Source organism: Mycobacterium sp. 155 (assembly GCF_000373905.1).
GTDB lineage: Bacteria > Actinomycetota > Actinomycetes > Mycobacteriales > Mycobacteriaceae > Mycobacterium.
Genome location: NZ_KB892705.1, coordinates 1,575,590 through 1,598,699, shown reverse-complemented (window position 1 = coordinate 1,598,699; position 23,110 = coordinate 1,575,590). Strand labels below are relative to the sequence as shown.

The following is a 23,110-nucleotide window of genomic DNA, read 5'->3' as shown; positions in this document are numbered from 1 at the left end:
CTCTAGCGCGTCGAATTCGGGGTGACGCCGAGGCCGGTTTCTAGCCGGTCGCGGAAGGCGTCCTCGCACTGTTGCTGAGCGGCGCGATCGCTGCCGGCCCGCCGCATGCAGTCCATGTATTCGTGGCCGCCGAATTCGTCGTACCAGCGCTGTCCCACGCTGATCCAGATCCAGATGAAGACCATCGAGACCAGCACGGCGATGACTCCGAGCACGATGCCACTGGTGGCGATGCCCATGTTGTCGGCCTCACCGCGTTTGCACCTACCCCGCGCCGCGAATCCAATGACTATCGCGGCAAGTCCGAGCGCGATACCCCCGACGACCGACCACACCAGTACCAGCCCGACGATGGCCGTCACCAGTGCGGCGATACCCAGACCGTTGCGGGGACCGACCAGTCCGTGTGGAACCTGAACCGGGGGCGGCGCGGGATAGCCGCCGTACGACGGCGGAGGATAGCCACCCCCGTAGGGCGGCGGAGGTTGATAGGCGCCGTACGGGGGTGGGTAGGGGCCCGGGTAAGGCCCGTACGGTATCCGTGGCGCCGGTGGTGCGCCCGGTGCGACGGGCTTGTCCGACTCGTTGGCACCGTCGCGCGCATCGGTCATGAGAGTGAGGCTACCCGCCGGGCAGGTACTGCAGTTCGGGACAGCGGATGGTCGGGCAATCGACATCGGCCGGCAGATGATGCGTGGCCACAACGACGGTCCGGTCCGCGGGAAACAGGCCGTCCGGGACGAGCAGTTCTGTCAGGATGCGCTCGGCGTCGGCCGCGTCGAGATTCTCGGTCGGTTCGTCGAGCAGCACCATCGGGAAACTGGAGATCAGCGCGCGGGCCAGTAGCAACCGCCTGCGCTGGCCGGCTGACACCGCAGCGGCTCCGCCCGCGAGGACGCTGGACAGCCCGTCGGGAAGCGCCGCGAACCATGTTCCGAGACCCACGCGGTACAGAGCTGCCAGCAGTTCGTCGTCAGTGGCGTCACCCCGGGCCACCAGCAGGTTGTCGCGCACCGTGGTGTCGAACAGGTGCGCGTCCTCTGCGAAAAATGCTGCGCGTTGCGGCTTCTCGGAGTAGCGGTCGGCGATCGCCATCAACAGCGTCGTCTTGCCCGAACCGCTCGGGCCGATGACCGCCAGCCGCGCCCCCGGTTCCAGATTCACCGATCGGGCGGGGGGACGTCGCCGAGTGTTCTCCCCGGGCTCGGTCAGTTCCCGCAACCGGTGTGCAGCGATCCTCGACCGACTCAGCTGCAAGGCGGCTTCCGGAAGTGCGGTGGTCGCCTCGAATGCCGAGAGCGGCAGCAGCATCAGGATCGCCAAGGTGGTCGGCGCGACTGTCGGTGCCAACGCGATTGCTGCGATCACAGCGCCCAGCACGCTCACACCGATCGCGGCACTGGGCATGGCAGCGGCCACGGCGGCGGGGGCCGCGGCCCGGTCGACGGCGCGGCCCAACGAGTGGTGCTGCCGTTCGGACTCGGCGATCACTGCGTCCAGGCGTCCGCTGACCCGTAGCTCCGGGGCATATTCGAGAGCCAACATCGTTGCCGTGTCCCGCTGGGAGCGATGTTGTGCGGCAACAGCTTCGGCCGTGGCTGCGGAGCGGGCCGCCACAGCCGGAGCAACTGCACCCGCGATCAGCAGGCAGACGGCGAGCACCGCTGCTGCGGAAGGGGAAATCACCGCGATGACGCCGACCGCGGCACCCGACAGCACCACGGCCACCACGATCGGCAGCAGTGCGCGTACCAGTACCTCGGCCAGATCGTCGACCGATCCACCGATTCGGGCCACCAGTTCACCACTGGGCATGCGCATCACGTCATCTGCGGCGGCGTCCGCAAGTTGGCGGTACAGCCCGGTGCGGGCGCTGGCCGCCGCCCGCAGTGCAGTGTCGTGTGATGCCAGTCGCTGACAATAGCCGAGCAGCCCCCGGGAAATACCCAGAGCGCGGACTGCGACGACGGCCACCGACAAGTCGAGCACGGGGGGCATCTGCCAGGCCCGCGTGATGAGCCAGGCTGAGATCCCGGCCAACGCCAGCGCGCTGCCGAGGGAAAGGACACCGAGCATGCTTGCCAGCGCCAGCCGTCCGACCCGGGGACGGAGCAGTCGCACGGAATACCGCAGCAGCGGGTCAGGACCGAACACGTGAATCACTCACCGTGAGAACGATATCGCCGATGGCCAGAACCGGATCTCGGTGTCCGACCACGACCACCGTTGCGCCGGTCCGGGCCCTGGCCGCGATCGTGGCCAGGACCCGGGCCTCGAGCTCGGCGTCGAGATGCGCGGTGGGCTCGTCCAGTAGCAGTACCGGGGCCGGGGATCCGAGCACGCGGGCCAGCCCGAGCCGTTGCCGCTGCCCTAGGGACAGGCCGACCCCGTCGCGGCCGACGACTGTGTCCAACCCGTCTGGCAGGTTGTCGTAGACCTCGTCGAATCCTGCTGCACGGCAGGCACCCTCGAGGTCCGGGAGCGGGCCGAGCAACTCCAGGTTGGCGCGAACCGTGCCGGGGATCAGCACCGCGCGGTGCGGCAGCCACGCGATCTGCCGCCACCAGGCGCTCAGATCGAGTTCGGTGGCCGCGATGCCGTCCACCAGCACTCTCGGCGTGTCGGTGAGGCCGAGAATCGCCTGTAGTACCGTGCTTTTCCCGGCGCCGTTGGGTCCGGTCAGGACGGTGACGCGCCCCGGTTCGATCGTGCGGTCGAGTCCGTCGACCTCGATCGTGGGTGCTGCCGTCGCCGGGATCCGGCTACCGTTCGGCCGGGTGGCCGGTGTACACAGCTCGAAGGCTGCCTCTGCGGCAGTCTTACCGTCCTGCGCGGCATGGAATGCGGCACCCACCCGCCGCAGCGGCCAGAAGACCTCGGGCGCGAGCAGTAACGCGGTCAGGGCGGCTGCCAGTGTCATATCGCCGAATACCAGCCGTAGACCGACACTGACCGCCACCAGAGCCACCCCGAGCGTGGCCAGAAGTTCCAAGACCAATGCCGACAGGAACGAGATCCGCAGTGTCGCCATCGTCGAACGCCGATGTGCGGCAGACAGTTCGGCGATGCGTTGGACCGATCCTCCGGCCCTGCCGAGGGCGCGCAGAGTGGGGATTCCGGCCACCAGATCCAGAAGCCGGCTCTGCAGGGTGGTCAACGCGCTCAGCGCGGCCGCCGACCTTTCCGCCGTGAGCAGCCCGATCAACACCATGAACACGGGGATGAGTGGGAGCGCGATCATCACGATCGCCGCGGCCTGGAGGTCGTAGCATGCCATCACCACCAGAGCCGCCGGAGTAAGGACAGCGGCGAGCACCACGGCCGGCAGATAGCCACTGAAATACGGTCGCAGGCCGTCGAGGCCGCGCGTCACCACCGCGGCGGCCGCGGCCCGGTCGGCCGTCAGTTGCCGTGGTGACTGCGCTGTCACCGAACGTAGGACCTGGCTGGACAATTCGCCGATGACCGCGGTGGCACCGCGCTGCGAGAGCCTGCCCTGCAACCATTGCGCGACGGTCCGGACGGTCCAGACCACGCCCAGTGCGACGAGCGACGAGCCCCACCGCGCACCGGAGTTCGGGGCGACGACAATTCCGGCGACCAGGTGCGCCAGCACCACCGCCGACGCGATGGTGCTGCCGGCGATCACCACACCACACGCCACCGCGGCCACGAGGTAGCGGCGCAGGGCCGTGCCGGATCCCGTACCGCCGCGGATGCCGAGGGCGCGCCAGAGATTCAGTCCGACCGCCGGGAGAGTCCGATTGGCTCGGGAATCCGATCAGCCGAGATCCGCTTGCGGAACACCCAATACGTCCACGCCTGGTACAGCATCACAAGCGGTGCGAACGCGAGCGCCGCCCACGTCATGACCTTCAGCGTGTACGGCGACGACGAGGCGTTGTAGATGGTCAGGCTCCAGTGCGGGTCGAGCGTGGACGGCACCAGGTTCGGGTATAGCGCGCCGAACAGCAGAACCACCACGGCGGCAACGACAATCGTGGTGTAGATGAACGCCCAACCCTCGCCGCTGCGGCTGAACACCCGGATGACGGCGGCCAGCTGCGCAACCACCGCGACGCCCAGCACGAGCCAGGTCCAGTTCTTTCCGTGGCTCAGCTGGGTCCACAGTCCGAAGCCGGCGACCAGTACCGTCGCCGGAATCGCCAGTTTGGCGGCGAAACCGAAAGCGTCGGTACGAACGGCTCCGCTCGACTTCAGCGCCACGAACACCGCACCGTGCAAGGCGAACAATGCGCCGGTGGCCAGCCCACCCAACAGGGTGTACGGGTTCAGGACGTCGGTGATTCCGGCGTGCATCTGTCCGTCTGCGTCGACGGGCAGGCCGTGCACGAGCCCGGCGAACGCGACGCCCCACAAAATCGCGGGCACCCACGACCCGATGCCGATCGCTATGTCCGCCCATCGGCGCCAGCCGGGATCATCGATCTTGCCGCGCCATTCGATGGCGACGACGCGCACGATCATCGAGCACAGGATCGCCAACAGCGGCAGATACAGACCAGAGAAGACAGTGGCGTACATCTCGGGGAACGCCGCGAACATGGCACCGCCCGCGGTGATGAGCCACACCTCGTTGCCGTCCCACACCGGACCGATCGTGTTGAGTACCGCACGGCGGTGCTGTTCGGCGTCGGTTCCGGTGCGGCCGTGAGCGGGGTTTGATGTGCTCCTCGCGTCCGCCGGATCTGATGTGCTCCTCGCGTCCGCAGTGTCTGATCTGCTCCTCGCGTCCGCTGTGTCTGATGTGCTCCTCGCGCCCGCAGCCCGGCCGAAGAAGCTCATCAGCATACCGACGCCGAAGTCGAATCCCTCGAGCACAAAGAACCCGAGGAACAGCACGGCCAGCAGAATGAACCAGAGTTCTTGTAATCCCATCGAATCGCTCCTCGACTCGTGCGTTGGGCTCAGTAGGCGAACGACAACGGCGCGACGTCGTCGGCACCCGGCGGTACCGGCGGCGCCGGTTCGGAGTCGTGTTCCAGCGGCCCGGCGACGATGTAGCGGCGCAGCAGATAGAACCAGATGACCGCAAGCACGGCGTAGAGCAACGTGAAGGTCACCAGGGACAGCACCACGACGGTCATCGAGTTGTGTGACACGCCTTGGGCCACGGTCAGCCGAATATCCTGATCACCGGTTGGGTTGGGCGCCACGACCCAGGGCTGGCGGCCCATCTCGGTGAACACCCAGCCCGCGCTGTTGGCCAGGAACGGTGTCGGGATGGTCAGCAGCGCGAACCAGGAGAACCAGCGCTGGTTCGGAATCCGGCCGCCGCGGGTCAGCCACAGCGCGACAAGTGCGAAAAGGCCGGGGGCTGCGAGGAATCCGATCATCGCGCGGAACGACCAATAGGTGACGAACAGGTTGGGCCGGTAGTCACCGGGCCCGAACTTCTGCTCATACTGCTGCTGCAGATCCTGCACGCCGTCCAGGTGCACGCCGGTGAACTTGCCCTCGGCCAGGAACGGCAGGACGAAAGGCACCTCGATGGCGTGCACGACGCTGTCGCAGTTGTTGTGGGTCCCGACGGTGAGCACCGAGAAATCCGGGTCGGTTTGGCTGTGACACAACGATTCTGCAGAGGCCATCTTCATCGGCTGTTGCTGGAACATCAGCTTGCCCTGGGCATCGCCGGTGAAGAAGAGTCCGATGGCGGCGACGAGTGTGACCAGGCAGCCGAGGATGGTGGCGGGCCGGTACATGTGCACCGCATCATCGACGGCCGTTCCGGCGGTCTTGTGGTCAGCGGCGCCCGCCCGGTGTGAGCGCACCATCCACCAGGCCGACACACACGCTACGAACACCCCGGCGGTCAGGAATGCTCCGGCGACAGCATGCGAAAACGCGGCGATCGCAGTGTTGTTCGTGAACAGCGCGACGATGCTGGTCAGCTCGGCGCGCCCCTTTTCGGCGTTGAACACGGCCCCGACCGGATGCTGCATGAACGAATTGGCCGAGATGATGAAGAACGCCGACATGTTCACCGCGATGGCGACGATCCAGATGCAGGCGAGGTGCACCAGGCGGGGCAGTCGCGTCCAGCCGAAGATCCACAGGCCGATGAACGTGGATTCGAAGAAGAACGCGGCCAACCCCTCCATGGCCAGTGGAGCGCCGAAGATGTCGCCCACGAATCGTGAGTACTCGCTCCAGTTCATGCCGAATTGGAATTCCTGCACGATTCCGGTGGCCACCCCGATCGCGAAGTTGATCAGGAAGAGCTTGCCGAAGAATCGGGTGAGTCGGTACCAGCTGTCGTTCCCCGTGATCACCCATACGGTCTGCATGATGGCGATCAGCGGTGCCAACCCGATGGTCAGCGGAACAAAAATGAAGTGGTAGACAGTGGTGATTCCGAACTGCCACCGAGACACATCCAACGCATCCATCTGACCCTACTTCCGAGGTCGCTCGGGCGAGCTACTACGAAGTGTAGTAGCGATCGCCCTCCGACGACCGCGTCCCGGCGTGGTCAGGACAGTGTGTTACGTCACTGGCGAGGTTCCGGGCTGAAAGCGGCCCTCAGTTTCTTGGCGTCGCTGCGGATGCCGAAGGCGGAAATGACCTCGGCCACGCCGAGCACGATCAGGATGATGCCGGTGACCTGAGTGAGGGCGACGAGGCCATTGAGCGGCGCGACGAACATGATGATGCCGGCGATGACGCTGAGAATGCCGATGATGATCTCCCAAATACGGCCGGGCAGAGACCGATCACCGATCGCCGACATCGCCGTGGCCACACCGCGGAAGATAAAGCCGACACCGATCCAGATGGCCAGCAGCTGAATCGAGTTGTCCAGGTTTACGAAACACAGCACCGCCAGAACGAGCGACGCGGCACCGGTGATGAACAGCAGCACACGGCTACCGGCCGTGGAACGCAGGCTGAAGGCGAGTACGACCTGCCAGATACCAGTCACCAAGAGGTACGCGCCGAAGAAGGCCGCGGTCACGATGATCGCCGCGCCCGGGCGGACAAACACGAGAATGCCCAAGATGACTGCGAGGACGCCGGTCGCCAGACTTGCCTTCCACAGATGAGGCAAGAGGCTTGGGGCAGTAGTGGTTTCCATGCCGGCAGTTTGACACAACAAATAGCGCCTAAGCCGGATTTTACAGTACGGCTGTGGTGTCGTACTGCGGTCGTTAATGTTTCGTTACCGGCACTACGCGTTGGATCCACGGCCCGTTGATGTCGCCGGTTTGGAACAACAGACCCAAAACGGCCCTAGGCAGAGAGAAGAGGCAACTGTGAAAGCTGGATGTCACGTCCGTCGGGGGAAAATGTGGCGTGTTGCAGGGGTGATTGCGGCAAGTGGCGCCCTGATGCTCTCGGGGTGCGCAAATAACAGTGACAGCGGCACATCGGGCACGGCGACGACTGCGGCAACGGCTGAGAAGGTCGATGCCATCGCCGACACGGTGCCGGATGCGATCAAGTCGAGCGGCAAGCTCATCGTCGGCACCGACCCGACCTACGCGCCGAACGAGTTCAAGGATCCCAACGGCAAGATCATCGGCTTCGATGTCGATCTGATGAACGCGATCGCTGCGACACTGGGGCTGGCGCCGGAGTACCGACCGTCGGCGTTCGACAAGATCATCCCTTCGGTCCAGGGCGGCAGTTACAACGTCGGCATGTCGTCGTTCACCGACTCGAAAGAGCGTGAAGAGCAGGTGGACTTCGTCACCTATTTCGAGGCAGGTTCGGCGTGGGCGCAGAAGGTCGGCGCGGGCATCAACCCGGACGACGCGTGCGGGAAGAGAATCGCGGTCCAGACCGCAACCGTGCAGGACACCAAGGAGTTGCCCGCGCGCAGCGACAAGTGTGTCAAGGAGGGTAAGCCCGCCATCGCCGTCCTCAAGTTCGATGATCAGTCGGCAGCCACCAACGCGGTCCTGCTGGGCCAGGCGGACGCGATGTCGGCGGACTCACCGGTGACGGCCTACGCGGTCAAGCAGAGTGACGGCAAACTCGAACAGGTCGGCAAGATCTTCGATTCGGCCCCGTACGGTTGGGTCGTCCAGAAGGGCTCGCCACTGGCCGAGTCGCTGCAGAAGGCGCTCGAGCACCTTATTCAAACCGGAGCGTACAAGCAGGTGGCAGCCAACTGGGGCGCCGAAAACGGACTGATCGACAAGCCGGTCATCAACGGCGCGACCAGCTGAGCCGGCGATGGCCGACGCGTCGCCGCCACCCGCCATCGATGCTGTCCCGCTGAGACATCCGTGGCGGTGGATCACGGCCGTCCTCATCATCTGCGGTCTCGCGCTGTTCGTCTACGGCGCGGCCACGAACGAGGCCTACCGGTGGGATACGTACGGGAAATACCTGTTTGATCAACGGATTTCGCAGGCCGCCTGGAACACCCTGCAGCTGACGATCTTCTCCATGGTGCTCGCACTGGTCCTCGGGGTCGCCTTGGCGGTGATGCGGCTGTCGCCGAACCCGGTGCTCAAGTCGGTGTCGTGGCTTTATCTATGGATATTCCGCGGCACACCGGTGTACGTGCAGTTGGTGCTCTGGGGCTTGGTCCCGGTGATCTACAAGAACATTCAGCTCGGCGTCCCGTTCGGTCCGACCCTCTTCAAATTCAGTCTCAGCGAACCGAATTTCTTCATGCTGGCGATCCTGGGACTGGGTCTCAACGAGGCGGCTTACATGGCCGAGATCATCCGGGCCGGCATCAGTTCGGTGCCGGAGGGGCAGTCCGAGGCATCGACTGCCCTCGGCATGTCGTGGTGGATGACGATGCACCGAATTGTTCTGCCACAGGCGATGCGGGTCATCATCCCGCCGACCGGTAACGAGTTCATCAGCATGCTCAAGACCACCTCGCTGGTCACCGCAGTCCCGTACAGCTTCGAGTTGTACGGTCGGTCGAAAGACATCGGCGTCGCGCTGTTTCAGCCGATTCCGCTGCTGCTGGTGGCGTCCACCTGGTATCTGGCGGTCACGAGTGTGCTGATGGTCGGCCAGTTCTATCTGGAGCGTCACTACGCCAGGGGCGCATCCCGGAAGTTGACGACGAAACAGCTCGAGACACTGGCCAAGGCACAGATGGGAGAGCCACATCCATGACTGAACCCATGGTCCGCGCCCAGAGTGTGTGTAAGAGCTTCGGTGCGCTGGACGTTCTCAAGGGCGTGACACTCGATATCGGCCACGGCGAGGTGCTCTGCATGGTCGGGCCTTCGGGTTCGGGAAAGTCGACGTTCCTGCGGTGCATCAACCACCTGGAGCAGGTGAACGCGGGTCGTCTGTACATCGACGGTGAGCTGGTGGGTTACCGGGAGCGCGGTGGAAAGCTGCACGAGCTGCGCCCCAAAGAAGCCGCCAAACAGCGCCGCGAGGTCGGCATGGTGTTCCAGCACTTCAATCTGTTCCCGCATCGGACGGTGCTGGGGAACATCATCGAGGCGCCCATCCACGTCAAGAAGGTCAAGAAAGATCAGGCGGTGGCGCGGGCCAAGGATCTGCTGGGGCAGGTCGGGTTGTCCGCGAAAGCCGACGCATACCCTGCGCAGTTATCCGGTGGTCAGCAGCAGCGCGTGGCCATCGCGCGCGCCTTGGCGATGAGTCCCAAGCTGATGCTTTTCGACGAGCCGACCTCGGCGTTGGATCCCGAGCTCGTCGGAGAGGTGCTGGCGGTGATGAAGAACCTCGCCAGCGAGGGGATGACCATGGTGGTCGTGACCCATGAGATGGGCTTCGCCCGTGAGGTCGCCGACAAGCTGGTGTTCATGGACGGTGGCGTCATCGTCGAGAGCGGTAATCCCCGCGAGGTGATGGCCAACCCGAAACATGAACGCACGAAAGCGTTTTTATCGAAGGTGATGTAGCTTCGATGCGGTGAGCGCAGTACGAACAGACGTTTTCGTCACCGCCGCCGAACTGCGACGACTCATCGAGTCCGGGGATCCCGTCACGGTCCTGGACGTGCGGTGGACACTGCCTGAGCCCGACGGCACTGCCGCGTATCTGGCCGGCCACGTGCCAAGCGCGGTGTACGTGTCCCTCGATGACGAGCTGACCGACCACGGTGTCGTCGGAAAGGGGCGCCATCCATTGCCTTCCGGCCGCAACCTCGAGGCCTCAGCACGCCGCTGGGGCCTGCGCACCGGGGTGCCCGTCGTGGTTTACGACGACTGGAACCGGGCTGGGTCCGGCCGGGCCTGGTGGGTGCTGACCGCAGCCGGCATCGCCGACGTCCGCATCCTCGATGGCGGACTTGCAGCGTGGACTGCCGCAGGTGGCGCCTTGCAGACCCGACCGGTCGAGCCCGTGCCGGGCGATGTCGTCGTCACCCACGATGACCTGTACCACGGAGGCCGTCGCACGATCACCGCCGACGAGGCGGGAGCCCATGCTGGTGTGTTGCTCGACGCCCGTGCGCCGGAGCGGTTCCGCGGCGACGTCGAACCGATGGATGCGGCTGCCGGCCACATCCCGGGTGCGGTGAATCTGCCCAGCACCCGGGTCCTCGCGGCCGACGGCACCGTGCTGCCGCATTCCGAGCTCCGCGAGTTGCTCACTGAACAAGGGCTGATCGACATCACCGAGATCGGCGCCTATTGCGGCTCGGGTGTCACCGCAGCTGTCACAGTCGCGGCGCTCGCGGCTGCCGGCGTGGATGCTGCACTGTTCCCCGGATCGTGGTCAGAGTGGGTCAGCGATCCCACTCGTCCGGTCGCGGTCGGACCCTAGTCGCGCTGAGCTGGTGCCACACCGGTCGCGCCGCCGACCTTATGCTGAGCAGGTGCAGCGCCGTTCGGATCCGGTCACCCCGCTGTGGCGGGCGGCGCAGGGCTTCCGGCTGCTGAGCTGCATTTACGCATCTGGCTTCCAGATCGCGATCAACGACGATCTGAGCCGGCCGATTCTGGCCTGGCTGTTATTTGCTGTGCTGCTGCTCTGGAGTATCGCGTGCGCAGTCGCCTATCTAAAAGGGTTTGGTCGCCGGCCGGCCTGGGTGATCACCGAAATCGTGATCGTGCTGGCCCTGATGTTGTCGACGGAGGTTGTCGCGTCCGATCACTGGGCGGCCGACAACCAATCGTGGCCGACCACACTGTGGGCGACGAACGCCACCATCTCGGCGGCTCTTCAGTTTGGCCCGGTTGGCGGCATGGCGACCGGACTGGCGGTGGTGGCGGCTGCAGCGACATTGAAGGGGTATGTGAGCCCTAACCTCGGTCGCAACGCCACGATCGTCATCGAGGTGGCGGTTGGGTTCGCGGTCGGCATGGCGGCTCAGACCGCCCGGCGTGCCCACGCCGAACTCGAGCGGGCGGTCCGAATGGCCGCGGCCCTGGAGGAGCGGGAACGGCTGTCTCGCCGGGTGCACGACGGGGCCATCCAGGTGTTGGCGCTGGTGTCCAGGCGGGGCCGTGAAATCGGTGGTGAGACCGCGGCGCTCGCAGAGCTTGCCGGGGAGCAAGAGCGGGCGCTGCGCCGGCTGGTCAGTGCGCCCGATACCGAAGTTGCCGTGGGAACACTGACCGATATCGGTGCACTGCTGCGCAGCCGGGCCAGCGATTGGGTTTCGGTCAGTCTGCCTGCGCAGCCCGTGCTGCTCGAAGATGCGGTGGCCCGGGAATTGTTCGCGGCGGCCGGCAATGCTCTCGACAATGTAGCCGCCCACGCCGGGCCGAACGCCCGGGCGTTCGTCCTCGTCGAGGATCTGGGGGAGACCGTGACGGTCAGTATCCGCGATGACGGCGTGGGCATCGCCGGTGGCCGGCTGGCCGAGGCAGTCCGGCAGGGTCGCTTGGGTATATCGAAATCGATTGTGGGGCGGATGGATTGGCTGGGTGGCACGGCCCAGTTGACCACTGCAGCGGGCGCCGGCACGGAATGGGAACTGACGGTGCCGCGCAAGGAGGGGGACGGTGATGGTTGAGTCTGTACCGAAGGTGATGGTGGTGGACGACCACCCGATCTGGCGGGATGCGGTGGCCCGTGATCTTGCCGACGACGGCTTCGAGGTGGTCGCGACGGCCGACGGGGTCGCCGCGGCCCGGCGCCGCGCCGCAGTTGTCCGCCCCGACGTGGTGGTGATGGACATGCGGTTGACTGACGGCACCGGCGCGCAGGCCACCGCGGAAGTGTTGGCGGTATCCCCGGATACCAAGGTCTTGGTGTTGTCGGCGTCCGACGAGCGCGACGACGTGCTTGAGGCGGTGAAGGCGGGAGCCACCGGTTACCTGGTGAAGAGCGCATCGAAAGCCGAACTGGGCGAAGCTGTTCGGGCGACCGCGCAGGGGCGGGCCGTGTTCACACCTGGTCTGGCCGGTCTGGTGCTGGGGGAGTATCGGCGCATGGCAGCGCGGCCGGACCGGGACGCGGCCACACCGAGTCTCACCGAACGCGAGACCGAGGTGCTGCGCTTTGTGGCAAAAGGGTTGACCGCCAAGCAGATTGCCACGCGGCTGTCGCTGAGCCACCGGACCGTCGAGAACCACGTCCAGGCGACGTTCCGTAAATTGCAGGTGGCCAACCGGGTCGAACTGGCCCGGTACGCGATTGAGCACGGGCTCGACGAGTAGTCCTACTCATCCGGACGGTCTGGGTTTGCTGCGACGATCACAGGCATGACCGAACCGCATCGTGCCCTCATCTCCCGGTTGGCTGCGGACATCTCTGCGATCAACGCCTACACGGGCCGGGTGTCGGCGGACCTGGCGCAGCTGGACCGCCTGCTGGCCTACCAACCTGTCGCTCCACACTGGGCTGCCGGCCCCTACCCTGCGGCTCCACAGGTCGCAGCGCCCGTCGCTGTCGCACCCCCGGTGGCCGTACCCGCTCCGCCCCCGGTCGCAGCTCCGCCTCCGCGTCGCGAACGCCCCGAAGGCTGGATCGGCAAGGTCCTGGCTGTCGCCGGTGTGGCCGTCACCCTTGTCGGTGTCGTGCTGCTCGTGGTACTGGCCGCGCAGGCGGGCATTCTGCGGCCCGGATTCCGCGTCGCAGCGGGCGCGGTGCTGGCGGTGGCACTGATCGCGGTGGCCTGGTGGCAGCAGGCGCGGCCCGGTGGGCGCATAGGCGCGATCGCACTGGCCGCGACCGGGATCGCCGCGGCCTACATAGATGTGATCGCCGTGACGGCGATCTACCACTGGGTCTCGGCCCCCGTGGGGCTGACCATCGCCGCGGTCATCGGCGGTGCCGGGCTGACGTTGGCCCGCATGTGGGACTCCGAGCATCTGGGCCTTCTGGTTCTGGTGCCATTGATCGTGTTGGCACCGGTCGTCACCGACGGTGTCACGCTGCTTCTGATCGGATTCATGCTGGCGTTGTCGGCGGCCACACTGCCCGTGCAGTGGGGGCGCGACTGGATGACATTGCACGTCGCACGGATTACTGCGGGCACGGTGCCGCTTCTGGTTGCGTTGATGGGGGCGACGTTCGGCGACCACAACGATCTGCGGTTGGCGTTGGCCTGCGCGATAGGTGCGGTGCTGGCCGTTGCCTCGGGGGTGCTGTTGTTGCGCTGGACTGCCAACAAGGCTGGGATGGCGCTCACGACGGCCGCGGGAACCATCCCGCTGCTGTGTGTTTCGGCCGCGGTGGATCGGGCGGTGGCCGCTCTGATGATCGGGGTGCTGGCCGCAGCCCTGGTCGGAATCGCCGCGATAGGTAATCAGGTGCCCGGCGTCACGGCTGTGGTGCGACAGGTGTGGTCGGTGCTCTCGGCAGTCGCGGCCCTGATCGCGGTCACCGTGGCCTTCGAGGGCACGGTAGCCGGTCCGGTACTACTGGCGATGGCGGTCGCGGTTGCGATCACCGCCCCGCGCAGTGACATCGGAAGGTGGGCGGCGGTCGGGTTCGCGGTGGTCGGTGGCCTGTACTTCCTGAGCTACGCGCCACCGGAAACCCTCATGCACGCAACCGAACTCAGTGGGGGTGTCGCGGCGTCGGTGTTGACGTCGAGCATCCTGGCGATCGCCGCCGCAGTGACGATCGTGTGGTCGTGGAGAGTTGGCAGACCGGTACACGACGACTCGATTCGATTGCTGTGGGTGGTCGCGGCGGCGGTGATCGGCTACGCGGTGACGACCTTCACCGTGACAGTCGGGGTGCTCGTCGGCGGGACCGGTGCCGGGTTCTTCGGTGGGCACATGGCGGCGACCATCTGCTGGATCGTGTTGGCAGCCGGTTTGTTCCACTACGCCGCGAGCCGACCGAGGCTGCAGCGATCACTGCCCATCGGTGGCGGACTCGCGCTGGTGGCTGCAGCGATGGCCAAGCTTTTCCTATTCGACCTGGGCACCCTCGACGGTATCTTCCGGGTTGCGGTGTTCATCGTCGTAGGGCTGACGCTCCTGGGAATGGGCGCCGGATACGCCCGGCTGCTGAGCCAGCAGGACAAGAACGATGAGCAGCTCACCGAATCGCAGATGTGATCCCCGCCGTAGTGAACACCCTGCGTGGGGTGCACGACGGCAAGGACTAGCTGGTCTCGACCGCCGCACGCACATCGTCGTCGCGGCGGCCGACCAGGTACCAGGTCCGCATTACGCCCTTGCCCTTGATGTCGACCTCTCCGCGTTCCTCGAGCACGAAGCGGTCGCTGATGCGCTCATAGACGTTCTGCGGCACCTGAATTCGCCCTTCGACGTCGGTGGTCTCCATCCGAGATGCGATGTTGACGGCATCGCCCCACACGTCGTAGAAGAATTTGCGGGCACCGACCACACCGGCCACGACGGGGCCGGCCGCCAATCCGATACGCAGTGGTACGGCCCGGCCCTGCGGATCCTTGAGATCGGCGACGGCGTCGGCCATGTCGAGCGCAAAGCACGCCAACGCCTCGACGTGGTCGGTCCTTGGGTTGGGCACACCGGAGACCACCATGTATGAGTCGCCGCTGGTCTTCACCTTCTCCAGATCGTGCTTGTCCACCAACGCATCGAGGTCGGTGTAGAGCCGGTCGAGGAAGCGCACCAGGTCGGCAGGCGAAGTGTCGCTGGCGCGGCTGGTGTAGCCGGCGATGTCGGCGAACAGGATGGACGCATCGTCGTATTTGTCGGCGATGATCGTGCGGGCCGGATCCTTGAGGCGGGCGGCGACGGTGGCCGGCAGGATGTTGGCCAACAGTTGCTCGGAGCGCTGGTATTCGGCTTCCATAGCCGCTTCGGCGCGGGCATTCTCGCGCAACACCAACCACACCGTGGCGAAGACCATGACGGTCGACGAAATCGCCGTAACCACGAAGCCGAAGCGCAACGTCCACGACGGGCCGAGGCCACGGTCGACCGGGGCCAAGAATGCCAGCGCGATCGATGCGATGACGCCCAGCCCGACGAGCACGGCAGCGAGGCCGATGCGCTCAATACCCAGCACCAGCACCACCAACGAGGCCGACACCAGGAAATAGAGCTGTAGGCCGGACCCCGTGCCCACCTGATAACACATCAACGACACCGAGACGTAGGCGATGATGAAGAAGGTCAACGGTGCGACGAGCTCACCAAATCGGTACAGCAGCGGTACCACCACGAACAGGGCTGCGAACCCGAGGTTGAGAAACCCGACTCGCCAGATGGCCCCACCGACAATTAGCTGGAACAGGCCGAAAAAGCCGGATACCGAAGCGGCGATCCACGTTGCGATGGTCAGCACCCGCAACCGACTGGACAGGCTCTCCGCGTAGTGCGCGGTCCGCGCGGGCAGCTGACCGTTCAACGCCAGCTCGGGCATGCATATCGAGCGTCGAAACTCGCTGACTGCCACGATTGAGAGCGTATCGTCGCCGACCGGTCAGTCGGTCGACATTCGCACAGCGTCTCACGCCGGCGACGCCGTCGTGAGCCCGGTTGCTGCGGTTGTTCCGGCGCGACGACGGTCCGATCCAGCGTCAGCAAACTCTTTTGTGATGTTCATGTGTCAGAATGGGGCATCGTCCAGCGAGTGCGGCGCCAGTGTCGTGGACCTCTGAGGGAATGTGAACGTGGACCGGGTATGGGTACGGAACACCGCGATCGGTGCGGCAATTGCCTGCGGCGCCATGGTCGGTGGGCCCGGGGTCTCCGGCACTCCGGTCGCGCACGCTGATCTGTTCGGTCCCGGCGCCGACGTGCTCCGCATCCCCGGTCACAACAAGGACAACAAAAAGGGTTCACACCGCCGTGCCGGCACGGACGGTAGGCAGAACGGTGGCGCAACGACAACTGGCCGGCTCGGCCAAGGTGACAACCAGAAGACCGGAAGATCTGGCCTTACCGTCAAGCAGAAGACGAGTGTGAGCGGTGAATCCGCTAGTCAGAAGTCTGTCGGTGCCGACAGAGTCGGCGCAAGTCGGTCGATGCAGTCAGCGAACACAACCTCGACCTTGAGCACGGGAGTGGGCCCCTCGGAAACGTCGGTCGCCGCTTCCGAGGGGCAGGTGAGCGTTCCGCAGATCCGGTCAAACATCTCTTCGATCGGCGGCGGAGCCACCATGAGCGGGCGCATCGGCCGGTCGCCGAGCCTCGCACCCGTGCCAACCGCCCCGAGCAGTCTCCAGATCGTGGTCCGCCCCCAGCTGCCCGGGACACTGTCGGTACCTGCCGAAGCGGGATCCGAGGCGCAGTCTCCGGTGCTGGCTACGCCGTCGATCCCCGTGGTCGTTCCGTCGGTCCCGGTGGTCGTTCCGCCGGCCCCAGTCGAGCTTCCGTCCCTGTCGGTCGTCGTTCCGCCGGCCGCGGCAGGTGGTGGGGTGCCCGCTGCGTCACCGGCTATACCGAGCGCGCCGCAGGCCACCGTGCCCACTGTGCAGGCTTTGCAGCCGGCCACGCCGGTGATCGGCGCAGTTCCTGAGACGTTCCGTGCCGGCTACCCCAACTACCTGCGTGTGGCCAACACACCGGGCCTGCTGTTCGCGGTACTGCCTGGGCTTGCCGGGATTGTTCTGCTCACCGCGACCGGGGGCGCCCTAGGTATCCGACAGGCGCGCGCGGTACGCGCGCTGCAGCCGCCGCAAATCGCCCGCTTCATGCCGTAGCACGACGTCGGCGAATCTTTGTCGTCGACTGGCTAGAGTCCAATGTGGGTATGCCAATTCGTGCGTGACCCGACTCCCACACTTCGACCAGTTGTAGGCTGCGCGAAAATTCGGCCAGTCTTGTCGCCGAACATAGGAATTACAAATTTTACAGTTGCGAAAATTATGGTCGGTGTATCGCGAAGGAATTGAGCGAGCAACGGCAGTAGACCCGAAGTTTTTTGTCAGGTGTCCGCCGGGAATCACGTGGTCTCATGAATTGATGACCAAAATGCGGATTACAACTATTGCCGCAATATTAGCAGCAGGTATCGGACTCGCCGGTATCGGTGGATCTGTAGCACAGGCTGCACCGGTAGCGCCAATACCCGACTACCACTGGTGCCCGGGTGAATTCTGGCATCCCGAATGGGGCTTCAACTGGGACTTCCGTAGATGTCACGATGACTGGTACTACGACGGCGAACCCCGCGACCAGTGGCACTGGCACGGTAATGGTCCGTGGCGCCCCGGCCTCTGAGCACCATCGCATCAACGACGCGGTGATCACCGCCGAGGCGCTGGGCTCGCGGCGTCACACAGCGGTCCCCGCAGCAGCGCAGACCATTTGAACGTTGCGTGCGTCGGTGTTCATATCGGTCGCGGTGTTGTTGAGCCGCTCGCCGCCGGCGTGCAGGCCCATGATGATCAGCAGCTTGGTCGCTCGCATCGACCATGACCGCATCGGCTCGGATATCGCCGGGTCCAGGCCGGGGGTGTCGGCAGCATTCATCGCGGTGCCGGCGGCCATCCGCAGCGCTGTCCGCCCAGTGAAGTTCGAACTCTGCACGTTCGGGTCGGACCAGTTGACGGTGTTGCCGTTGCCCGCGCTGTCGTAGGCGAAGTCCTCGTAGTTGCTGGCGGCGAAATTCATTGCGCCGGAGAATGATTTGCATGCCATTACCGACGGGTCGGCACCGCCGTCGTCGGCGACGGGTGCGGCGGCGTCCGGCAGCTGGGCAGGGGTTTCGGCGTCAGTGGATTGCGGAGCTGCCGCCGCGCCCGTGGACACTAGGTTGTCTTCCGCGTCGGCTGCGGCGATCGGAGCGGCCGAAAGGCCGACGCAGACGGCCACTAGCAGGGCGTGAAAGCCCCGAGTGATCGAGAAAGTCATGGCAGCAAAGTTCCTTTCATCGGCCTGCGCGTCGATTTCGCCGACGGGCCTGGGGCGGGTCAGCGCAATGATCGGTAAATGACGTGTCCGTACGGTAAACAGGAATTAAATAATTCGACGCCGTTCCAATCAGCGTGATTCGGACTCGGCGCGAGTATGAATAATGCCGCTGAGCAGCAGATTTCAATGAATTGACAGGTATCTCACAGCCATATTCCCGACGGTGGCCGGTGCGCCGTCGGGAGTTGTTCTAGCGTTTACCGAACTGAAATCCGATTGGCTGACGATTCTGGGCGGACAAGTCACGCCGACATAACACGACATAACACGAGATAACAAACGAGAGGCATCGAACCGTCATGATGCAACGACTTGCCGCGGTGTCCGCGGCCGCATTGCTGGTAGTCCCGGTGGTGCTGGCCGGGTCGGCGGCAGCCGATCCGTCGAACGACGCAAACGTCGTCCCGGCCGCCAATGCCGCACCGAACGCCCCGGCGCCGGGCGGACCGGCCGGACCGGTGCCCTCCGGCCCACCCGGCCAGCTGATGACCCCCGACGGCTGGCAACTGAACGTCGTCGGCCTCGACGAGTCGATGGAGCCGGTGGCATCGCTGACCGGCTCGCCGACCTCGCGCGAATACCTGGTCGACGGCACCTTCGTCGGTGCAGTCACCGGTACCGGCAACACCGAGTTGGGCGGCGGAACCCTGGAGGCTGGCTACCAGATCGGCTGCGGCATCATCCAGGACGATATCGAGTCGATCACGAGTGGCGGCATCACGCCGTTCATCTCCTCGCCGATCCACCTGTTCCCGACGCCGTCGCTGGACTCGAAGGGCATTTTCCCCGCGGGCATCGCGGCCAGCCTGAACCAGCAGATCAAGATCGACCTCAAGCCCGGCACGGTCAACATCGTCCCGGTCGGTAAGAAGTCGTTCAAGGGCACCAAACCGCGCATATCCATTACCGGGTTCCGGGTGAAGATCGACGGTTGCGCCGGGCAGTCGTTCATCCGGTCCTACGCCACACTGACCAGCTCCACCGACAACACCGACGACGTCATCACCTACCTCGGTGTGACGAAGGCCGTTTAGCCCACCCCACCCGAGACAAGGAACGTCAGATATGTTGCATCGCTTCGGCATCCCCGCCGCTGCCCTGCTCGTCGCGGTGGCCGCAGCCCCACCCGCCCTTGCCGACCCACCGGCCGCCGCAGATACCGCTCCGGCGCCTGACGCCGCGGCACCGGACGCCGGTCCGCCGCCGGACACCGGTGCGGTGATCTCCGGTCCGCCGGGGATCGCGCACACCCCCGACGGCCGCACCCTCACCGTCACCGCCAAGGACGAGACCCAGCTGCCGATCGCGCCACTGACCACGTCGCTGTCGTCGCGGGAGTGGCTGGTGGGCGCCACCTTCACCGGCGAGGGGATGAGCGACGTCAAGGGCGGCACCCTGGAGACCGGATACCAGATCGGCTGCGGCATCGAAATGGACAAGGTCAAGCTCAACGGATCCATCGGTCTGGGCACCGGCAACTTCGCCTTCGATCCGTCGCTCAGCGACCCGAGCGGCCGGGTGGGGTCGGTGTTCACCATGCCGATCCAAGGCCAGATCGAGGTCGAGCCGCGCCCGGGCACCGTCACCAACGTCGTCGTCGACAAGAAGTCGTTCAAGGGAAACAAGACCCGCGTCACGGTCCGTGACATCCACATCAAGATCGACAATTGCGTCGGCGCCTCGTCGCTGCGGTCGTATGCGGTGTTGACCAGCTCGGGGACCGACGCCGACGACATCGTCGCGTACTACGGCATCACCAAGACGTTCTGATCGTGGCCTCACAGTCGAACGATCGACGCTCGGCGCGGCGGCGGGTCGCCGGCGTGCTCGGCGGGGCGCTGCTGTGCGCGCTCCCCGTCGTTACCGCTGCGACAGCCGTGGCCGACGCAGGTGATCCGACTCCGCTGGACCCGGCCGCCGCCGCGGCGGCTCCGGACGTCACATCGTCGCCCGATCCGGGCGCACCAGCCGAGCCGGCCCCGCTGGATCCGGCCGCGCCACAGGTGCAGGGCCTCGGGCCACTGGGTGCGGCGGGACTGTCGATGGACCAGTTCCTGCTGGGCCAGCGCATACCCTCCGGCGACCCGGGTGCATCGGCGCCCAATACCGACCTGCTGTCGGCGGGCCAGTTCCTCAACCCGACCCAGTACCGGGTGCCCGGCGACGGCGCCGCCAATCAGTACCAATTGCAGCCGGGTGCACCCGGCCCGTTCGCCCGGGTCGACGGGCTAAAGGGCACGCACGCGATGCTGCACGGTGCGCTCGGCCGGATGCCGGCGCCGCAGCTGTCCGAACCGCTGCCGGGGACCGCCCCGCCGGCGGGCACCAACATCCCGGTCGGCCCGGTCGGCAACCTTGACGACCCCGGGGCTGCCAGCGTCCCGCTGTACGGGACCGCGCCGGTCGAGGGTGGTCCGCGGCTCCCTGAGCCGGCCCCGCCGGTGGACGCGCCGGCCCCATAGCCCCGGATTCATCGTCGTCGGGCGGCCAGCGCTTGCCGCGGTCAAAAACTTTTGCGAGCTGCGCGTTGGGGCTCTCAGGGGCCGCATAGTGCGCGGGCCCTGCTTACTGGACGGTTCAGCTTGCTGCCACACTGGCAGGAAAACCTGCTTCTACCTGGCGTTTTTGGTGCCCTCGGTGAGATTCGAACTCACACTGGACGGGTTTTGAATCCGTTTCCTCTGCCAGTTGGGATACGAGGGCGTCGCTCCGTTGGATGCTGCGGCCTACCACCATAGAGGATGGCCCCGCGGTCGCTCGCCAGCGGCTGCCGCGACACAATATCTCCATGACCGGGTCACCGACTCACACTGGCAAGCCCCACCGCGTCCTCATCGCCGAGGACGAGGCACTCATCCGGCTCGATCTCGCCGAGATGCTGCGCGAGGAGGGCTATGACGTGGTCGGCGAGGCCGGTGACGGGCAGGAAGCTGTCGACCTCGCCGAGAAGCTGCGGCCGGACCTGGTGATCATGGACGTCAAGATGCCGCGTCGCGACGGGATCGACGCCGCCGCCGAGATCGCCAGCAAGCGCATCGCCCCAATCGTCGTGCTCACCGCGTTCAGCCAGCGCGAGCTGGTCGAGCGGGCCCGCGACGCCGGTGCCATGGCCTACCTCGTGAAACCGTTCAATGTCACCGACCTCATCCCGGCTATCGAAGTTGCGGTCAGCCGTTTCGGCGAGATCACGGCACTGGAATCCGAAGTTGCCAACCTGTCGGACCGGTTGGAGACTCGCAAGCTGGTCGAGCGCGCCAAAGGCCTGCTGCAGAGCAAGCACCAGATGACCGAGCCCGAGGCGTTCAAGTGGATTCAGCGGGCTGCGATGGATCGCCGGACCACCATGAAACGGGTCGCCGAAGTGGTCCTGGAATCCCTCGACGAACCGGAACACACCGCCGACGACGACAGCTAGCGGTGTCAATTCCGGGTTTCTGATGTTGCGGAGGATCGCATTCGACTAGTGCCGACGCGACCGGCATCGGTCAACATCCCGCACTGTGGCGATGCTTTGGCTATGTTCTACCCCTAAGCACCGGCACCTGCCTGGTCGGGCATGGTCGTCGGCGCCGCTGACAACACTGACCCGGAGGTGGAGCGTGCGCGGTGGCATGGCACGAAAAGCATTTGTTCTCGGCAGTGCCGGGCTGATTGTGCTCGGCATGGCCGGCTGTCAGAAGCAGTCGTCGCCCGAGCAACAGGCGGCGCAGACGGATCTGACGATCGTCGAGCAATTCCCGATCGATGAAAACGGCGCCCAGATCACGCCGCCTGACACCGCGGCGGCGGCCGATCCGGCCGGTGACGGCAAGGCCACGTGCGGGCCCGTGAAGCTCGCCATGATGGGCGCGCTCACCGGCCCGGATGCCGCCCTGGGCATCAACATTCTCAACGGTGCGCAGTTGGCGGTCGACAAGCACAATGCGGCCAACCCCGGCTGCCAGGTGACACTTGAGAAGTTCGACACCGAAGGTGATCCCAACAAGGCCAACGGCATCGCGCCGCGGGTTGTCGACACCCAGGAGATCATCGGCCTGATCGGCCCCGCATTCTCCGGCGAGACCGATGCCACCGGTGGTCTGTTCAACCAGGCGGGCCTGGTCGCGACCACCGCATCGGCGACCCGCGTCGATCTCAGCAACAACGGGTGGCGCACGTTCTTCCGCGGCCTCGGCAACGACGGCAGTCAGGGCACCGCGATCGCCAACTACCTGAAGAACACCCTCGGCAACAAGAAGGTGTGCGTCGTCGACGACCAGTCGGCCTACGGCATCGGTCTTGCCACCGTGGTGCGGGAAACTCTTGGGCCCGTGGCTGATTCGGGCTGCAACATCTCGGTGAAGAAAGAGGACAAGGACCTGTCGGCCGCGGTGACCCAGATCAAGGGTGTCAATCCGGACTCCATCTTCTACAGCGGCTACTACTCGCAGGCAGCCCCGTTCGTGCAGCAGCTGCGCGACGGCGGAGTCACAGCGACGTTCGTCAGCGCCGACGGCACCAAGGATCCGGAGTTCGTCAAGCAGGCCGGCCAGTCGTCCAAGGATGCCATCCTGAGCTGCCCGTGCAGCCCCGCGCCGGAGGCGTTCGCCAAGGAGTACAACGACAAGTTCCATCAGGAGCCGGGTACCTACAGCACGGAGGGCTATGACCTGGCCACCATCCTGCTCAAGGGCATCGATTCCGGCATCAAGGACCGGCCCGCAATGTTGGAGTACGTGCGGACTTACAACGCGCCTGGCGTGGCCCGTCAATATCAGTGGACCGACACCGGTGAACTCACCAACACGCTGATTTGGGTGTACAAGGTTCAGTGACGATCTGACAGCGGAAGCGCGTCCGGAACAACCAGTTCCGGACGCGTTCTTCGTCGGTAACGCCAAGCGAAGAGG

Annotated in this window: 21 protein-coding genes and 1 tRNA gene; 13 read left to right on the top strand and 9 right to left on the bottom strand. The window is 65.6% G+C overall.

The features are described 5' to 3' along the window. Positions 1–2 precede the first annotated feature (2 nt). The 6 genes from B133_RS0107425 to B133_RS0107400 form a co-directional block, all read right to left on the bottom strand. Positions 3–611, bottom strand: coding sequence for a DUF4190 domain-containing protein (locus tag B133_RS0107425; protein WP_018600108.1), 609 nt, complete (start codon positions 609–611; stop codon positions 3–5). 10 nt (positions 612–621) lie between these two features. Further along, on the bottom strand, positions 622–2,154 hold the full coding sequence (locus tag B133_RS0107420; protein ID WP_018600107.1) for an ATP-binding cassette domain-containing protein: 1,533 nt from the start codon (positions 2,152–2,154) through the stop codon (positions 622–624). Further along, positions 2,141–3,688: a thiol reductant ABC exporter subunit CydD gene (cydD, locus tag B133_RS0107415; protein WP_026256099.1), complete on the bottom strand. Its 1,548-nt coding sequence runs from the start codon at positions 3,686–3,688 to the stop codon at positions 2,141–2,143. Before cydD ends, B133_RS0107420 begins: the two co-directional genes overlap by 14 nt. A gap of 50 nt (positions 3,689–3,738) precedes the next feature. Next, positions 3,739–4,899: a cytochrome d ubiquinol oxidase subunit II gene (cydB, locus tag B133_RS0107410; RefSeq protein ID WP_018600105.1), complete on the bottom strand. Its 1,161-nt coding sequence runs from the start codon at positions 4,897–4,899 to the stop codon at positions 3,739–3,741. 29 nt (positions 4,900–4,928) lie between these two features. Continuing rightward, the gene (locus tag B133_RS0107405; protein WP_018600104.1) at positions 4,929–6,413 is read right to left on the bottom strand and encodes a cytochrome ubiquinol oxidase subunit I; all 1,485 of its coding nucleotides are present in this window, start codon (positions 6,411–6,413) and stop codon (positions 4,929–4,931) included. 101 nt (positions 6,414–6,514) lie between these two features. Continuing rightward, positions 6,515–7,099: an HdeD family acid-resistance protein gene (locus B133_RS0107400; RefSeq protein WP_036418474.1), complete on the bottom strand. Its 585-nt coding sequence runs from the start codon at positions 7,097–7,099 to the stop codon at positions 6,515–6,517. A 211-nt stretch (positions 7,100–7,310) separates the two neighbouring features. On the opposite strand from B133_RS0107400, the gene B133_RS0107395 reads away from it, so the two are divergent. From B133_RS0107395 to B133_RS0107365, 7 genes are read left to right on the top strand one after another with little or no spacing between them, the layout of a single operon-like run. After that, a complete protein-coding gene (locus B133_RS0107395) occupies positions 7,311–8,195 on the top strand; it encodes an ABC transporter substrate-binding protein (RefSeq protein ID WP_051088038.1) in 885 nt (294 codons plus the stop codon). A 7-nt stretch (positions 8,196–8,202) separates the two neighbouring features. Further along, positions 8,203–9,108: an amino acid ABC transporter permease gene (locus B133_RS0107390; protein WP_018600101.1), complete on the top strand. Its 906-nt coding sequence runs from the start codon at positions 8,203–8,205 to the stop codon at positions 9,106–9,108. Between the two features lie 8 nt (positions 9,109–9,116). Next, entirely contained in the window at positions 9,117–9,869 is a 753-nt protein-coding gene (locus B133_RS0107385; RefSeq protein WP_018600100.1) for an amino acid ABC transporter ATP-binding protein, read from the top strand. Between the two features lie 10 nt (positions 9,870–9,879). After that, on the top strand, positions 9,880–10,734 hold the full coding sequence (locus B133_RS0107380) for a sulfurtransferase (protein WP_018600099.1): 855 nt from the start codon (positions 9,880–9,882) through the stop codon (positions 10,732–10,734). A gap of 52 nt (positions 10,735–10,786) precedes the next feature. Next, complete coding sequence (gene macS, locus B133_RS0107375; RefSeq protein ID WP_018600098.1) at positions 10,787–11,929, top strand: MacS family sensor histidine kinase; 1,143 nt, start codon at positions 10,787–10,789, stop codon at positions 11,927–11,929. After that, positions 11,922–12,575: a response regulator transcription factor gene (locus tag B133_RS0107370; protein WP_018600097.1), complete on the top strand. Its 654-nt coding sequence runs from the start codon at positions 11,922–11,924 to the stop codon at positions 12,573–12,575. The genes macS and B133_RS0107370 overlap by 8 nt, the downstream gene beginning before the upstream one ends. A 45-nt stretch (positions 12,576–12,620) precedes the next feature. Continuing rightward, on the top strand, positions 12,621–14,429 hold the full coding sequence (locus B133_RS0107365; protein WP_018600096.1) for a DUF2339 domain-containing protein: 1,809 nt from the start codon (positions 12,621–12,623) through the stop codon (positions 14,427–14,429). A 46-nt stretch (positions 14,430–14,475) separates the two neighbouring features. Here the strand turns inward: B133_RS0107365 and B133_RS0107360 are convergent, their stop codons facing one another. Continuing rightward, entirely contained in the window at positions 14,476–15,726 is a 1,251-nt protein-coding gene (locus B133_RS0107360; protein ID WP_018600095.1) for an adenylate/guanylate cyclase domain-containing protein, read from the bottom strand. A gap of 631 nt (positions 15,727–16,357) precedes the next feature. On the opposite strand from B133_RS0107360, the gene B133_RS0107355 reads away from it, so the two are divergent. Continuing rightward, positions 16,358–17,008, top strand: a complete 651-nt coding sequence (locus B133_RS0107355; RefSeq protein ID WP_232423271.1) for a hypothetical protein — start codon at positions 16,358–16,360, stop codon at positions 17,006–17,008. A gap of 574 nt (positions 17,009–17,582) precedes the next feature. Here B133_RS0107355 and B133_RS22505 read toward each other — a convergent pair. After that, positions 17,583–18,161, bottom strand: a complete 579-nt coding sequence (locus tag B133_RS22505) for a hypothetical protein (protein ID WP_018600093.1) — start codon at positions 18,159–18,161, stop codon at positions 17,583–17,585. A gap of 359 nt (positions 18,162–18,520) precedes the next feature. Between B133_RS22505 and B133_RS0107340 the strand changes: the two genes are divergently transcribed. From B133_RS0107340 to B133_RS0107330, 3 genes are read left to right on the top strand one after another with little or no spacing between them, the layout of a single operon-like run. Further along, the gene (locus B133_RS0107340; protein WP_018600092.1) at positions 18,521–19,255 is read left to right on the top strand and encodes an MspA family porin; all 735 of its coding nucleotides are present in this window, start codon (positions 18,521–18,523) and stop codon (positions 19,253–19,255) included. A 31-nt stretch (positions 19,256–19,286) separates the two neighbouring features. Beyond that, on the top strand, positions 19,287–19,991 hold the full coding sequence (locus B133_RS0107335) for an MspA family porin (RefSeq protein ID WP_018600091.1): 705 nt from the start codon (positions 19,287–19,289) through the stop codon (positions 19,989–19,991). 2 nt (positions 19,992–19,993) lie between these two features. Beyond that, complete coding sequence (locus tag B133_RS0107330) at positions 19,994–20,683, top strand: hypothetical protein (RefSeq protein ID WP_018600090.1); 690 nt, start codon at positions 19,994–19,996, stop codon at positions 20,681–20,683. A 164-nt stretch (positions 20,684–20,847) separates the two neighbouring features. On the opposite strand, the gene B133_RS0107325 is transcribed toward B133_RS0107330, so the two are convergent. Further along, positions 20,848–20,924 (bottom strand) — tRNA-Leu (locus tag B133_RS0107325). 85 nt (positions 20,925–21,009) lie between these two features. Here B133_RS0107325 and B133_RS0107320 point away from each other — a divergent pair. Together B133_RS0107320 and B133_RS0107315 are read left to right on the top strand one after the other, a co-directional pair. Then, entirely contained in the window at positions 21,010–21,636 is a 627-nt protein-coding gene (locus B133_RS0107320; RefSeq protein WP_018600089.1) for an ANTAR domain-containing response regulator, read from the top strand. Between the two features lie 184 nt (positions 21,637–21,820). Continuing rightward, the gene (locus B133_RS0107315) at positions 21,821–23,035 is read left to right on the top strand and encodes a branched-chain amino acid ABC transporter substrate-binding protein (protein WP_026256093.1); all 1,215 of its coding nucleotides are present in this window, start codon (positions 21,821–21,823) and stop codon (positions 23,033–23,035) included. Positions 23,036–23,110: the final 75 nt, after the last annotated feature.

Bases quoted from the DNA above. Each gene is read 5' to 3' on its own strand.
- B133_RS0107405 (WP_018600104.1), bottom strand. From the start codon at position 6,413: ATGGATGCGTTGGATGTGTCTCGGTGGCAGTTCGGAATCACCACTGTC.
- cydB (WP_018600105.1), bottom strand. From the start codon at position 4,899: ATGGGATTACAAGAACTCTGGTTCATTCTGCTGGCCGTGCTGTTCCTC.
- B133_RS0107335 (WP_018600091.1), top strand. From the start codon at position 19,287: ATGTTGCATCGCTTCGGCATCCCCGCCGCTGCCCTGCTCGTCGCGGTG.
- B133_RS0107425 (WP_018600108.1), bottom strand. From the start codon at position 611: ATGACCGATGCGCGCGACGGTGCCAACGAGTCGGACAAGCCCGTCGCA.
- B133_RS22505 (WP_018600093.1), bottom strand. From the start codon at position 18,161: ATGACTTTCTCGATCACTCGGGGCTTTCACGCCCTGCTAGTGGCCGTC.
- B133_RS0107340 (WP_018600092.1), top strand. From the start codon at position 18,521: ATGATGCAACGACTTGCCGCGGTGTCCGCGGCCGCATTGCTGGTAGTC.
- B133_RS0107365 (WP_018600096.1), top strand. From the start codon at position 12,621: ATGACCGAACCGCATCGTGCCCTCATCTCCCGGTTGGCTGCGGACATC.
- B133_RS0107400 (WP_036418474.1), bottom strand. From the start codon at position 7,099: ATGGAAACCACTACTGCCCCAAGCCTCTTGCCTCATCTGTGGAAGGCA.
- B133_RS0107395 (WP_051088038.1), top strand. From the start codon at position 7,311: ATGTGGCGTGTTGCAGGGGTGATTGCGGCAAGTGGCGCCCTGATGCTC.
- B133_RS0107320 (WP_018600089.1), top strand. From the start codon at position 21,010: ATGACCGGGTCACCGACTCACACTGGCAAGCCCCACCGCGTCCTCATC.
- B133_RS0107385 (WP_018600100.1), top strand. From the start codon at position 9,117: ATGGTCCGCGCCCAGAGTGTGTGTAAGAGCTTCGGTGCGCTGGACGTT.
- B133_RS0107370 (WP_018600097.1), top strand. From the start codon at position 11,922: ATGGTTGAGTCTGTACCGAAGGTGATGGTGGTGGACGACCACCCGATC.
- B133_RS0107360 (WP_018600095.1), bottom strand. From the start codon at position 15,726: ATGCCCGAGCTGGCGTTGAACGGTCAGCTGCCCGCGCGGACCGCGCAC.
- B133_RS0107390 (WP_018600101.1), top strand. From the start codon at position 8,203: ATGGCCGACGCGTCGCCGCCACCCGCCATCGATGCTGTCCCGCTGAGA.